At 67.2% G+C, this 13,444-nt stretch carries 11 protein-coding genes; 6 read left to right on the plus strand and 5 right to left on the minus strand.

The window, feature by feature from the left end; all coding sequences use genetic code 11:
• The first annotated feature begins 8 nt into the window (after positions 1 to 8).
• A complete protein-coding gene (locus tag P12x_RS01470) occupies positions 9 to 1,043 on the plus strand; it encodes an alpha/beta hydrolase fold domain-containing protein (RefSeq protein ID WP_435009044.1) in 1,035 nt (344 codons plus the stop codon).
• 40 nt (positions 1,044 to 1,083) lie between these two features.
• Here P12x_RS01470 and mscL read toward each other — a convergent pair whose 3' ends face one another.
• Entirely contained in the window at positions 1,084 to 1,536 is a 453-nt protein-coding gene (gene mscL, locus P12x_RS01475; RefSeq protein ID WP_435009045.1) for a large conductance mechanosensitive channel protein MscL, read from the minus strand.
• A 277-nt stretch (positions 1,537 to 1,813) separates the two neighbouring features.
• On the opposite strand from mscL, the gene P12x_RS01480 reads away from it, so the two are divergent.
• Positions 1,814 to 3,343: a Mur ligase family protein gene (locus P12x_RS01480; RefSeq protein ID WP_435009046.1), complete on the plus strand. Its 1,530-nt coding sequence runs from the start codon at positions 1,814 to 1,816 to the stop codon at positions 3,341 to 3,343.
• Here P12x_RS01480 and P12x_RS01485 read toward each other — a convergent pair.
• The 3 genes from P12x_RS01485 to rsmH form a co-directional block, all read right to left on the minus strand.
• Entirely contained in the window at positions 3,241 to 3,969 is a 729-nt protein-coding gene (locus P12x_RS01485) for a DUF4304 domain-containing protein (protein ID WP_435009047.1), read from the minus strand. The genes P12x_RS01480 and P12x_RS01485 overlap by 103 nt on opposite strands.
• Positions 3,970 to 4,079: 110 nt before the next feature.
• A complete protein-coding gene (locus P12x_RS01490; RefSeq protein ID WP_435009048.1) occupies positions 4,080 to 6,206 on the minus strand; it encodes a LysM peptidoglycan-binding domain-containing protein in 2,127 nt (708 codons plus the stop codon).
• A complete protein-coding gene (gene rsmH / locus P12x_RS01495) occupies positions 6,146 to 7,093 on the minus strand; it encodes a 16S rRNA (cytosine(1402)-N(4))-methyltransferase RsmH (RefSeq protein WP_435009049.1) in 948 nt (315 codons plus the stop codon). Before rsmH ends, P12x_RS01490 begins: the two co-directional genes overlap by 61 nt.
• Before the next feature lie 270 nt (positions 7,094 to 7,363).
• Between rsmH and P12x_RS01500 the strand changes: the two genes are divergently transcribed.
• From P12x_RS01500 to P12x_RS01515, 4 genes are all read left to right on the plus strand, one after another.
• The gene (locus tag P12x_RS01500) at positions 7,364 to 7,858 is read left to right on the plus strand and encodes a hypothetical protein (RefSeq protein ID WP_435009050.1); all 495 of its coding nucleotides are present in this window, start codon (positions 7,364 to 7,366) and stop codon (positions 7,856 to 7,858) included.
• A 279-nt stretch (positions 7,859 to 8,137) separates the two neighbouring features.
• On the plus strand, positions 8,138 to 8,518 hold the full coding sequence (locus P12x_RS01505) for a hypothetical protein (RefSeq protein WP_435009051.1): 381 nt from the start codon (positions 8,138 to 8,140) through the stop codon (positions 8,516 to 8,518).
• 112 nt (positions 8,519 to 8,630) lie between these two features.
• Entirely contained in the window at positions 8,631 to 10,208 is a 1,578-nt protein-coding gene (locus tag P12x_RS01510; protein WP_435009052.1) for a helix-turn-helix domain-containing protein, read from the plus strand.
• A gap of 91 nt (positions 10,209 to 10,299) precedes the next feature.
• On the plus strand, positions 10,300 to 10,644 hold the full coding sequence (locus P12x_RS01515; RefSeq protein ID WP_435009053.1) for a hypothetical protein: 345 nt from the start codon (positions 10,300 to 10,302) through the stop codon (positions 10,642 to 10,644).
• Positions 10,645 to 10,824: 180 nt separating this feature from the next.
• Here the strand turns inward: P12x_RS01515 and P12x_RS01520 are convergent, their stop codons facing one another.
• Positions 10,825 to 13,314: an SMP-30/gluconolactonase/LRE family protein gene (locus P12x_RS01520; protein WP_435009054.1), complete on the minus strand. Its 2,490-nt coding sequence runs from the start codon at positions 13,312 to 13,314 to the stop codon at positions 10,825 to 10,827.
• Positions 13,315 to 13,444 lie beyond the last annotated feature (130 nt).

Genomic DNA, 13,444 nt, shown 5'->3' on the forward strand with positions numbered 1-13,444 from the left:
CACCCCGCGTGATCACGATCACAACCTTCCCGCGCCGATTATCGACCTGCTGCCTCATCGCCTCGATCGCCGGCTCGATCCTGCTGGGACCGATCTCGAGATCGGAGGCCCAGGCGGTGAAGGATCAGCCGAAGGCCAAGGTCCAAGCCAAGGCCGCTCGCCGGTATGCCGTCCCGCCCACTTACTCCAACGTCGCGTATGGCGACCACGAACGGCAGGTCCTCGACTTCTTCCAGGCCGACACCAAGGAGCCCGCCCCGCTGGTCGTCCACATCCACGGCGGCGGCTGGGTCAACGGCGACAAGGTCGGCGTGGCCAATCTCAAGCAGTATCTCGACAACGGTGTCTCGGTCGCCTCGATCAACTATCGGTTCACCACCCAGGCTCAAGAGGCCGGGATCAAGCCGCCGGTGAAGTGGCCCCTGGAAGACGCCGCGAGGGCGGTGCAGTTCCTCCGGTCCAAGGCCGGAGAGTGGAACATCGACAAGACCCGAATTGGCGCGACCGGGGGCTCGGCCGGGGCCTGCTCGTCGCTCTGGCTCGCCTTCCACGACGACATGGCCCAGCCCGAGAGGACCGACCCGGTCGCTCGCGAGTCGACCCGCCTGAGCGCCGCGGCGGTCTCGGGAGCCCAGACCTCGCTCGACCCGGCCCAGCTCCGAGAGTGGATCCCCAACATGCGGTACGGCGGCCACGCTTTCGGCTTCACCGGTAACGGTGCGGGCGGCCGAGACACCCAGTTCCAGCAATTTTTCGACCATCGGGCCGATGTCCTGGACTGGATCAAGGAGTACTCCCCGATCGCGCACGTCGGGCCCGGCGATCCGCCCGTCTTCCTCGACTACCCCTCCCAGGACAAGCCCCCGGTGAAGGGGGAAGAGCAGAAGGATCCCACCCACACCGCCTTGCTCGGCCTGCTGCTGGAGGAGAAGCTCAAGGCCGAAGGGGACGAGGTTCACCTGGCCTACCCCGGCCACAAGGATCCCGAGTTCGCCAGCAACGCCGATTTCCTGATCGCCAAGCTCAAGGCATCAAAGCCTTGACTCGACGCGAGGCCCTGTGGTGGTCCGGAATCTTTCCGGATCACCCCTCGGGATGAGATCGGGATTGCTGCCGGAGCGTGTCGCGGATCTCGGCCAGCAATTCCTGGTCCTTCGTCAGGGGTGGGATCTTGGTCGCCTCCTGCTCCCGGGCGGCCATCATCCAGCCCACGAATCTGACGATGAAGAGGTACAGCACGAAGGCGAGGATCAGGAAGTTGACCACGTCGCCGAGGAACTTCCCGTAAGGGATCGTCGCGCCTCGGATGGTCAGCACCCAGCCCTCATACCCGCGCTTGCCGGGCAGGACGATCCCGACCACCGGCATCAGGAGGTTGTCCACCAGCGACTTCACGATGTTGCCGAACGCCCCCCCGATGATCACGCCGACCGCGAGGTCGATCACGTTCCCCTTGAAGGCGAACGCCTTGAACCCATCGAGGACGGAGGCGGCCTGCCTGGTCGGGGCCAGGTCTTTGAAGTCCTTCAGGTCCATGAGCGCGACTCTCCTGGGGTCGGCGGCGGGCGGGTCGAATGAGATGAGTGGTGGTACAAAGATCGTTCCGGCCGGGGAGAAATATCGAAAAAATCCAATATCGGTCATCGGACCTGTCTGGGATTGTCTTTTTTCGGAAATCGGCCAAAAATGCCGACACGCGACCGGATCATCGATGATTCCAGGCGCGTCCCGGGGGTCGGGCAGGCCGAGGCATGACGCCGCGCCGCCTTCCTTCGGGGTTTGCGATCCCAGCCCGGCAAGGAGGCGAACACCGATGACTCGATGGTTCCTCGATCGATCCCCCCAGCGCGGAATTCCCTCGGTCAGCCTGCGGCGACTCTTGCCCGATGCCCGCTTCGTGGGCTGCCACGACTGGGAGGTCTCCGGCTGCACCGCCGACACACGCAAGCTCAATCCCGGCCAGCTTTTCGTCGCCGTCCGAGGCGGGCGGGTCGACGGGCATACCTTCGTCGCGCGGGCCCTGGAACATGGCGCGGCCGGCGTGGTGGTCGAGCGGGCCTGCCCCGAGGCAGGGCGTCTCCAGGTGGTCGTGCCCGATAGCCGATCGGCCTATGCCCGGATCAGCCACGCGCTGGCGGGCGGCCCGGCTTCGAGTCTCCAGGTGGCCGGCGTGACCGGGCGCCGGGGGAAGTCGGCCACGGCCTTGTTCCTCCGCTCGATCCTCCGGGAAAGCGGGGAATCGGTCGGCTCGATCGGTCGGTCGGACTGGTCCGACGGGACGTCGGATCGGCCCCGGGGGCCGGACTCGCCCGGACCCGAGGGGTTCGCCTCGATGCTCTCGGCGATGGTCGAGCGCGGGTGCGACTCCGCCGTCCTGGAACTGGACGATCGGACGATCGACCGTCGGGAGATCGCCGGCTTCGCCTTCCAATCGGCCGTCATTACCGGCCTGGGTGGCCCGAGCACCCGGATCGAGGGGGCCGATCGCGAGGCCCTGCTGGCCCGTCGGCGATCCTTCGCCCGGCTGGCCCGGCTGGTCGAGCCCGGAGGCTCGGTGGTCATCAACGCCGACGAGCCCGAGTCCGACGTCCTGGGCGCGGTGAACCTGGAGGCCCGCCGGGTGACATTCGGCCGAGAGCGAGCGGCCCAGGTCTCGGCGAAGCTCGATCGGCTCGACGCGTCCGGCTCGACGCTCCGGCTCCGAGGGTTCGATCGCGAGGCGGTCGTGACGCTCCGACTGGCCGGCGAGGAGCATGTCGGGCACGCCCTGGCCGCGGCCGCGGTGGCCTGGTCGCGCGGGATCGACCTCCGGGCGGTGGTCGATGGCCTGGAGGCGGTCACTCGCCTGCCCGGTCGGCTCGAACCGGTCCTCGAAGGTCAGGAGTTCGAGGTCCGGATCGACCGGGCCCGGAGTGCCCCCGACCTGGCCCGCGCGCTGGCCTCGCTCCGGGGCCTCGGCGCGAGCCGCCTGATCTGCGTGGTCGGTGCCGAAGGGGGCCGAGACCGGCTCCGACGAGCGGCGCTGGGCCGGGCCGCCGAGTTGGGGGCCGATCGGGTGATCCTGACCACCGACAATCCCCGGGCCGAGGACCCCGACCAGATCCTCGACGACCTCCTGGCCGGACTCCGCCATCCCGGCCGGGCCATCGTCGAGCCCGATCGTCGGGCCGCGATCGCCCAGGCCCTGGCCGACGCCCTGCCCGGGGACGCCGTCCTGATCGCCGGCAAAGGGCATCATACCTACCAGATCCTGAACGACCGAGTCCTACCATTCAACGACGCCGAAGTGGCCGCCCACTGGCTTAGGGCCAGGCGCACCGCGACGCGGTCGATCTCGGCCTGAGGCGATGGCTTCGGGGCGTGGGACGATTCAGGGGCGATCCTTCGGGGTCGCCCATTTTCGTTGGTCACCGAGGCCTTCCTCCGGGGTAAGGGGCGTGGATCGTCGGGTGACCCAAGGAGTTGGGCAAGAATAACCTGATAGATTTCAAAGAGACGGGTGTACTGTCGAATTGCCCATCGCAGGTCCCTCACTCGCTCCCTGATCCCCCTATGCACCAGCGCTCTTGATAGTCGGCCTTCATGTAGCATCTCCCTGATTCCATCAAGGCTGTTGCACGCCTCCAGCCAGGGGATCGCTACTTTTACAATGCCGGTCACGATGATCATCTTGCGATCCTCCTCGAATACCGTTGAAGCCTCCATGTCGAGGGCCTTGCTGAACTCTTCGCCCGCCAGCGATTCGAGCCGGATTCGGACGTGACAATGATGCTCTTTCGGCGTTGCAGCCTCGCCGATCGCTTTGAGCCACACGCCGAGATTGATGTAAAAGCAACTCCCGTACTGCGACTTCTGGAGGTTCGCCACGAGTACGGTTTCCGGTCCGTCAAAATACCAACTGCCCGACGCTTTCTTGAAGCCGTGATCATGAAGCGTCTTGTCGAACAGTGCCCTGATCGGCTCGCTCATGGCGCTGTGCCCTCGCCTTGGGCTTGTTGGAAATCGGTCCTTGCCGCCTTCCTGCCGGATCGCCGCCTGATCTGCGAACGGGAGATAAAGCCCCATCGGATCGGCAATCGTCAGCGCGACCTGCGACCGGGGAGGGCGTCCTCGGGGAGGGTCAGGACCGTGCCGGGGGCGAGGTCGGTCGGGTCGTCGATGATGTCCCGATTGAGGATGTAGATCTCGTGATCGCGCCTCGAGTCGTTCAGTGAGTCTCGCGCGATGCTCCGCAAGGTCTCGTACGGCTTGACGGTGTAGCTGGGCCGCTGGGGCGGGTCGACCGCCTCGGGGTCGGGCGCGGGGCGGGTCCGTCGAGGGCGGGTGGGCAGGCTCAGCTCCACGCTCCCGTCCGAATTCTCCCGGCTTGAGGTCAGGTTGATCTTCGATCCGCCCGGCTCGTCATCGAGCTTGGAGCGCGGGGTCGCCGGGAGGATCAACTGGCGGTCGAGCGCCTCGGGCGGCGGAATCCGGAGCACCGTCCCGACGTAAAGCTCGTCGATCTTCGGGACCTGCCGATCGTTGGCCGCGTGGAGGGCCTTGTAATAGCGTCCCGACCGGTAGTAGTTGCGCGAGATGGTCCAGAAGTTCTCGCCGGGTTGGACCCGGTGGAGGACCGGCTCGATCTGGTCGGAAACGGCGACCTCCTCGCGAAAGCGTTGCCCATCGGCGACGGGAGCCCGATCGAGGTCATGCCCGGCACCGGCCGTGGGGACTCGCTTGCCTCCGCTCTGGATCACCACCCAGCCGGCTCCCAGTGTCGTCGAGGCCTCGGCTCCGGCCGGCTCAGGGTCGGGCGTGGCCGCCCCCGGTTCGGGGACCGGGTGGAGTCGGGGGGCCTGCTCGGCCAGGACCGGGGGGCTCACCTCGTCCTTCGAGGGGGCCGAGGCCGGAGGTGTCGCCGGTTCCGGGGCGGGCTCGGGGGCGAGGGGGGGCTGCTCCGGGCTCAGGGTCAGGGACGACGCGAGCTTGGAAGGGTCGCCCGCCGGCCCCGGGAGTGCGGGAGATTCCGGCTCCAGGCCCGTAATCGTGGGATTTTCCCCGGTCGCGGGAGGTGATCCGGGGCTGATCATCGAAGGTTCGACTTCCGGCCCGGTCGGATTTCCCCCGATCGCGGGAGGAATCTCCGGGACGCCCTTCGGGGTTTCGGCAGGGAGTGAGGGCGGGGCTTCCGGAGCCGGGTCGGGAACTTTGGGGGGCTCGTTGACGGTCGGGACCGGGTCGACCGGCATTTCCGGCACCGTCGGGAGCAGGGACTCGGTCGCGGGCGTGCTCGGCGGTAAATCCGAGGGATTCAGTGCGGCCGGCTCGATCGGGCCCGGACCCGCCGGTAACTCCGAGGGGTCCAGTGCGGCCGGCTCGATCGGGGCAGTCTCTTCGAGAGCCATTCCAGGAGGTGCCAGCCCGGAGGGAGAGGGTTCCTTCGGTTCGTTCGCGTCGGCCAGCTTCGGCTCGACCGGGAGCTCCCCGGCCGGTGCTCCCGGGGGAGCCTGCCGGGATTCGGGATCCTGCGGGATCGGAGGAGTGTTCACCGGGGGAGGAGACGGCTTCTCTTCGGGCTTCTTCTCTTCGGTTGGCTTCTTCTCTTCGGTTGGCTTCTTCTCTTCGGTTGGCTTCTTCTCCCCTTCGGGCTTCTTCTCCCCTTCGGTCTTCTCCCCTTCTCTCTTCTCCTGGACTTCGGGCTTCTTTTCCGGGTCGGTCTTGGCGGGGTCTTCGCTCGAATTGACGGGGTTATTCATCGCCAGGGGTGTGCCTGGCGACCCCTTCTTGACCACCAGCGCGACCACGATGACGACGAACGAGAGCAGGGCGGCGAGCCCGACGCGAGTCTCTCGCTTGAGGCTCAGCAGCGGGAATCGGTCCCGGGCCGGCTTGGGCGGGAGCGGTCCCTCCTCCGCATGGCTCGGGGCGGGCGGAGGCGGGTCGAGGATCATCTCGTGGCGTTCGCTGCCGAGCGAGGGAAGCCTCAGGGCCGGGAACTTCGGGATCTGGAACTTGAACCGCGGCCACTTCCGGGGCGTCGGGGCGACCTCCTCGTGGTCGACCTCGTCGGCGGGCATTTCGTCCTCGATCATCGGGTCGAGGGGCTCGGTCCAGGCCGGTTCGAGGACCGGGGCCGCGACCTGGAAGGAGGCGGGGTCCGGGCTCAGCGGTCGCGGCTCGGACCGGTCATCGGTCGGCTCGGGGGTCCATTCTGGTCCGGACATCGCTGGGCGACCCTCAATTTCGCGCTTCGCGCTCGGGGGTTGGTAGCCAGTTCCTCGGCCGAGGCCGTGACCGGCTTCCGGGTCAGGACGGTCAGCTCGGGATCGTCGCGGAAGGCATGCTTGACCCGACGATCTTCGAGCGAATGAAAGCTGATGATGGCGGCCTTTCCGCCCGGTCGGAGATAGTTCGACAGGTTGGCCAGCAGGTCGTCGAGCCGTTCGAGTTCGTCATTGACGGCGATCCTCAGGGCCTGGAAGGTCCGGGTGGCCGGGTCGATCGCTCCCCACTTGCCGGGGACACCCCGGCGGACGATCTCGGCGAGCCGGGCGGTCGTGAGGATCGGCTCGACCCGGCGAGCCTCGACGATCTTGCGGGCGATCCGACGACTATGGCGCTCCTCCCCAAATTCGAAGATCAGGTCGGCCAGTTCCTTCTCATCCAGTTCGTTGACGAGGTCGGCGGCGCTTTCCCTCGTCTTGGGATCGAACCGCATGTCGAGCGGGCCGTCCTCGGCGAAGCTGAACCCCCGATGCCCCCAGGCCAGTTGATCCGAGGAGAGCCCGAGGTCGAGCAGGATCGCGTCGGCACCTTCGAGGTCGAGGTTCTCCAGGACCCGGTCGAGGTCGGAGTACGAGGCGTTGATCAGGGTCACCGGCAGGCCCGAGGTTGCCTGGACCGCCAGTTCGAGCATCTCGGGGTCGCGGTCCAGGCCGATGACCCGACCTTCGGGTCCGACCAGTTTCGCCAGTTCGGCCGAATGGCCCCCGGCTCCCGCAGTCCCGTCGACCACGATCGAACCCGACTCGGGCGCGAGCCACGTCACGACCTCTCGGAGCAGGACGGGCCGGTGGACCGGGATCGAGGATGCGGGATCGAGGGGTGACAAGGCCGGCTCGTTCGTCAAGAGGTGAGGTGCGTGGCCCGAGGCGTCCGAAGTCGGCCGCGACAGGTCGAATGGCGACTCTATCCGACCGGCCGATCCTGTCAAGCCCGGCCGTTCCGGGGGACTGGTTCGCTCGGGGCGGAACTTACCATCTTCTATCTTCGGATCATCGCGGGTAGGGCCTTGAATTCGAAGTCGCCCACGGGCGAGGATTTACAGGGAGGCTCGGGCGGTCCGAGGAGGTCGGTTGATACCGAGGAGGAGGGTCCCGCCGTGACGGATCGGTCAACAAAGCGGTGGACGATCGGCCGGGGCATGGGGCTGATCGCCGGGCTGGCGGTGGTCTGGGCCTTGGTGACCACGCCGGACACGGGCCGGTTCATCGGGGCAGTCCTCCTGCCGTTGACGCTGATGATCCTCGGCCCGATCCTGGTGATCCAGCACATCCTCGACGGGTCGACCGGCGTTCGCTGCCCCTATTGCTCGGCCCCGTCGTTGGAGCGGCGATCCCTCTCGTCGTTCGGATCGCGGTTCTATCTTTGCCCATCCTGTGGGGTGCGCTGCAAGCGAGGCGCGTTGGGGACCTGGCAGGACGCCTCCGGGCCGGAGCACGAGGAACGATATCGGAAGAAGCCCAACGACGACCCCTGGTCGGCCCCACCTGGGCTGGAGGATGAGGATCTGACCTACTCGAAGACGCACGGCAACCTCGTCCGGAACAAGCGGCTCCGCCGTCCCGAGAACCCCAACGGACCCGGTCTGGAGTGACCGGAAGGGGTCGGCCCGGGTCTCCGGTCTCTGATCTTGTCAGGATCGACCGTCTCGGTAAAATGGAACGATTGAATCCTCTCTCGAAAGCACGCGCCGCCGGCGCGTGGTTTTGCCAATCTGTCACGCACCGTCGTCCGGTCGGTGTGTTAAACTGAATGCGAATGGGGAACCTGGAGACGTGGACGTTCCGCGTCGAGGCCAGGCTGGTTCCATGATCCCCAGCGGGTCGGAGTACCTCCCGAAGGACGGGAGGATGGTCAACGTCAAGGAGGATCGATGATGTCCGAGGGACAATGGGGTGGTGTGGCGCGTTACGGCTTGCCGGGCTTGGTGATGGGGTTGGCTCTGGCCTGGTGGGTCGGCGGCAATAGCCCCTCGGCCCGGGCCCAGGCATTGGCCCCGGCCTCCGAGGCGAGCGGAACGATCGCTTTCGTCAATTCTCCCGCCGGTTCGAATTCGCAGATGCTCTATCTGATCGACACCAAGGCTCAGGCGTTCGCGGTGTATCGCGTGGAACCGACCGGCCCGAGAGGGGCGGGAACAGTCAAGCTCGAGGCGTCGCGTCAGTACCGATATGACCTGAAACTCTCGGAATATAACAACCTCCCGCCCGAGGCGTCCGCCGTCGAGGCGATGGTGAAATCGATGGCCAAGTGAGTGAGGGATCTCGGCGTGCCAAGGCGCGGCGGTCCCCACCCTTCCGACCCCGCTTTGAGAATCGAACCGAACGGCCGTCAACCGGCCGATCTCGATCGCGAGGAGCACGCCGATGGCTACGTTCTACAGCCTCGAAGAGGCCGCCCGACACCTGGGCATGAGTCCCGATGAACTCAAGCTCAAGGCCCAGCACCGCGAGGTCCGCGCCTTCATGGAGAGCGGCTCGTGGCAGTTCCGGGTTGTCGACATCGAAGAGTTGGCCCGCCGACGCGGCCTGGGCAGCGACCCGGAACTCTCGCTCTCCGACCTCGAACTTGAGGTCCCCGACGGCAGTGGCTCCGATGAAATCGACCTGTCCGAGTTCCAGCTCGGCATCGCCAAGCCCGACCTGGGCGGGCAGACCGGGAACATCCCGGCCAGCACCACCGGATCGGACGAGCACGACGTCCAGTTCGACGACCTCTCGCTGCCGCCCGGGCCCCTCTCGAATTCCAGCTCGACCATCATCGGGATGAAGCCGGGCGGCAAGAAGCCCAGCGATTCCGACGTCCGGCTGGTCCCCGACACCGCCCCACTGAAGGACGCGAGCGACTCCGACGTCCGCCTGATGCCTTCCGAGCCGCTCCGGCCCAGCGACTCCGACGTGACCCTGGTCAATGACGACGCCTCCCTGCCCGAGATCGGATCGCTGGGGTATCCCGGCGACGACGAGAGCGACTCCGGCATCCATCAGCAGGTCGGCTCCTCGGCCGAGGTCTCGTCGGCCGACCACGGCGAGTCGGGCAGCGACTTCGAGCTGACCCCCTCCAGCGACATCGCCGCGGCGCTCCAGCCCGAGTCGGGCAGCGACTTCGAACTGACGGCGCTGGATGCCAGCGACGAGTTCGAGGCCGCTCCCCTGGCCGGTCCCAGCGATTCCGACGTGACCGCCGCCCAGCCTTCGGCCTCGGGGATCAACCTGGCCCGTCCTAGCGACTCGGGGATCAACCTCCAGAGCGTCGGCGGGTTCGACCTCTCGCAGGCCGACTCGATCGAGCTGGCCCCGCTGGACGACGACGAGCCGGCCCGACCGGCACCCAAGGCCAAGGCCAAGGCCCCGACCCCGCCGAAGCAGGACCCCAACTCGGCCACCGTCATGCCCGGCGTGAAGCCCAGCGACCCCGGCGCGACCTCGATGGGGATGACCGAGAAGGACATCTTCGAGGACACCGACTTCAGCCTCGAAGTCGACGCGCTGGACTCGGACCACGACGACCGGACCGTCCAGATCGACCGCTCCAGCGACTTCGACCTGGAAGAGTCCGACTCGGCCTCCGAGGTCTTCGCGCTCGACGAGGACGACGTGGACCAGAACGCGGCCACCGCGATGGGCGCCGCCCTGGCCGACGACGAGTCGGGCGAGTTCTCGGCCGACGCCGATTCGGGCGAGGTGGCCAGCGGCTGGGACGTCGAGAGCGACGTGGCAGCCTCCTCCCCCTCGGCCGCCGCGGCGGTCGCCGGCGCACGCTTGGTCCCCGCCGGCCCGCAGGCCGAGTGGGGCGGGATCTGGGTCGGCCTGCTCGGGGCAACCTCGTTCCTGATCCTGGTCTCGATGGTCTTCTCCATCGACCTGATCCGCAACCTCTACGAATTCCAGGGTGACGGCCCGGCCTCGGGCCTGATCAAGTCCATCGCCGGCCTCTTCGGCTGAGCCAGACGGGGTCTCCGGGAGGGGCGGAAACGCCCCTCCCGGGGAGATCCCGATCCAGCCGCCGCGTCGTCCCGAAAGGAGTCGGAACGTCATGGTCGATCGCCCGAGAAACGCCCGAGCCGCGATCCCCCTGGTGTGCGCCCTGCTCGCGCCCGGTTGCGCCTTCGTGCCCAAGACCCGCCTGGACGACGCCCAGAAGCTCGTGCAGAGCCTCCGGGCCGAGAACGTCCAGCTCAAGGATGTCTCGGTGTCCCTCAAGTCGCAGAATCAGGACCTCGCCCAGAGGGCCGTCGACGACGCCCGGGCCATCCAGGCGCTGGAGACGGCCAACAACCAGTACGAGCGGAGCATCCAGGGCTACCAGGAAGACCGCGAACAATATCAGTCCGCCTTCCGGGATCTGAAGGGGCGGGTGGGGTCTTCGAGCGGGCCTTGAATGAATGAATCATAGTTAGGCAAGGCAAGCCCTATCGAGACCCGTGATCTTGTAGGTCGAGGATTGCCCTGCCGAGACCCGCGAGGCGGCAGGGCAAGCCCTGGCCTACGGGGAATTTCGGGGCGGGCCGCTTCCATTGATCGATGACGGCCCGCTCCCGAGTCCTCCAGTCCCGAGTCCTCAGTCCTCGTCCTCCTCGGCTCGTTCCCTCGGCAGGACGAACGCCGAGTGGACCGGCGGGGGCATGGTCGAATCCTTGCCCTTGACCGCCTTCCAGATGATCTCGTTGAAGACCAGGTCGTCGGCGCGGTCCTCGGCCTCGTCGAGGTCGAGCTTCATGGACAGGTCGGCGCCGACCGTCTCCTTCGTGTTCCTCGCGTTCAGGTCGACCCGCGCGGGGAGGCTGGTGAAGGGCTTGGTGTCGAGATCCGGCCCGAAGGCGTTGGCCATCGGCCGGGCGGCGGCGTCGAACTGGCTGAGCGGCTCGGTCCCGAGGATCAGGCCCATCGTCCGGAGCATCGACGAGGTGCTGTACATCGTCGAATCGACCGAGTGCCGCTTGATATAAGGGCTGATCGCCAGGGCGGTCGTCCGGTGGGCGTCGACGTGGTCCGACCCGTTCTGGGCGTCGTCCTCGATGATGAAGACCGCCATCTTCGGCCAGAACTGGCTCTTGCTCAGCCCCTCGATCACCTTGCCGACCGCCAGGTCATTATCGGCGACCATCGCGGTGACCGTGGGGACTCCTGGGCGGGTCCCGGAGGTGTGGTCATTCCCCAGCCGGAGGGCGATGAAGTTGGGCAGGTCGCCCGACTTCTCGAATTCGGCCAGTTCTGCGAGGAACCGGTCGGCCCGCTTCACATCCGGGTACGACAGGTCGTAGCCCCGGAACTTGGGGTCGAAGTGACCCTTGAGGGTCTCGACGCCGGTGGTCGAGGGGTCGTCGGGGGTCTCGCCGTTCTTGATGAACTCGCCGTAGCTCCGGTAGGTCAGGCCCTTCTCGGCGACCCGGTCCCAGAAGTAGCCGTTGGCGGGGCGGGCGATCTGCAAGACGCCCTCGGCGGGGTAGGGGACCCGGCGATCTCCCCGGTACGAGAGCGGCCAGGTCTTCTCGACGAAGTCCGAGGCATAGGCTCCCATCGTCCATTCGTGCCCGTCTGCGCTGACCTCGGCGTCGACGTAGAAGTTGTCCAGCAGGACGAATTCCCTGACCAGCGCGTGCAGGTTGGGCGTGACCTCCTCGGGGAACAGGCAGAGCGAGGGCTCGCCGTTGCCTTCGGGGATGTCGCCGAAGACCTGGTCGTAGGTCCGGTTCTCCTTGATGATGTAGATGCAATACTTGATCGGAGAAGGGTCGCCGACCTTCGCCGGGATCGGGTGTCCGGCCACCCGAGTCGGGGCGGGCTCGTTCGACCGATCGCGGAGCGGGCTGCATTCGTAGACGGTCTTGGTGTAGGCCACGATCTCCTTGGGGGTCGGGACCGGGAGGATCGAGAGCGTCCCCTGGAAGAGCCCGGCGATGTACTCGCGCGTGTTGCCCGCGACCCCCGCGACCAGCGGGTTGGGGCCGTCCCGATTGGCCTTCGAGGTCGTCCCCTTGCCGTTGGCGATGTAGAGGGTCTTGCCCGAGCGGGCGACCCGGACGGAGGTGGGATACCAGCCGGCGGGGATGAAGCCCAGCGGCTTGCTATCGCCCAGCTCCTTGACGTTCACCACGGCCACGTCGTTGGTGTTGGCGTTGGCGACGAACAGCATCTCCTCGTCGGGGGTCAGGGCCAGCGAGCTGGGGGTCGAGCCCGGGGGGGCGTTGGGGTCGATCGCGGTGCCGATGGTCTCCACCGCCTTGCCCGCCCCGGCGTCGAAGACGGTGACGGTGTTCCGGTTGGCGTTGGCGACGTAGAGGGTCTTCCCCCCGCGTGCCAGGAGCATCTCGTTCGGGTGTTCCTGGGTCGCCCAGTGGCCGACCACCTCGGCCTTGCCGGAGTCGATCACGGCGACCTCGGCCTTGTTCCAGAGGCTCACGTAGAGCTTGCCCGCAGCTTCGTCCCAGGCCAGGCCATAGGGGAACGAGTCGGTCCCCAGGTCGATCTCAGCCTGGAGGTTCCCCGAGCCGTCGAACTTCGCGGCCGAGTGGCCGAAGGCATTGGCGACCCAGAGGGTCTCGCCATCCTTCGAGACGGCCAGGCCCGCCACGGCGCGGGCTCCCTTCAGCTTCTCGGGATACTTGATCTCGGAGCGATTCGTGAGCAGGCCATCGGCATGGTCGAACCGATAGATCACGTCGTCGAAGCCGCCGCTGACGTACAGCCGCTTGCCGTCGGCGGACCAGGTCAGGCCCTGGAAGCATTCCTTGAGAGCGACCCGGCCGATCACCTTGCCCGAGGCCGCTTCGAGGGTGAGGACCTCGTGCTCGCCATAGCCGGCGTGGAGGACCGCCAGGACCGGCTCGCTCGGGTGTTCGGCCACGGCGACGGGGAAGTCGCCCAGCTTGGCCTGGCGCCCGGCCGGCTTGAGGGACCAGCCGTTGGGCAGGAGGACCTTGCCCGCCCGGGTCAGGCCGGGCCAGGTCGGTTTCTCCGGCTTGGTTGGCTCCTGGGCTTGGGCCGTCGTGACCGCCAGTCCCACGATCCAGGCCATCCCTACCACCCAGGTTTGCTCGCGTCGTCTCATCAGGCCGTGCCCCCAACTTGGTCAATCGCCATCCGGTCCCGCGCCGGTGTGTCGAGTCATCAGCCTAACGACCCGAGGAAGCCTCCACCACCATCGGAGAGCCCAGGACGGGCAATCTTCCCCGAATGCT

The sequence above is a fragment of the Tundrisphaera lichenicola genome, assembly GCF_051175385.1.
Lineage (GTDB): Bacteria > Planctomycetota > Planctomycetia > Isosphaerales > Isosphaeraceae > Tundrisphaera > Tundrisphaera lichenicola.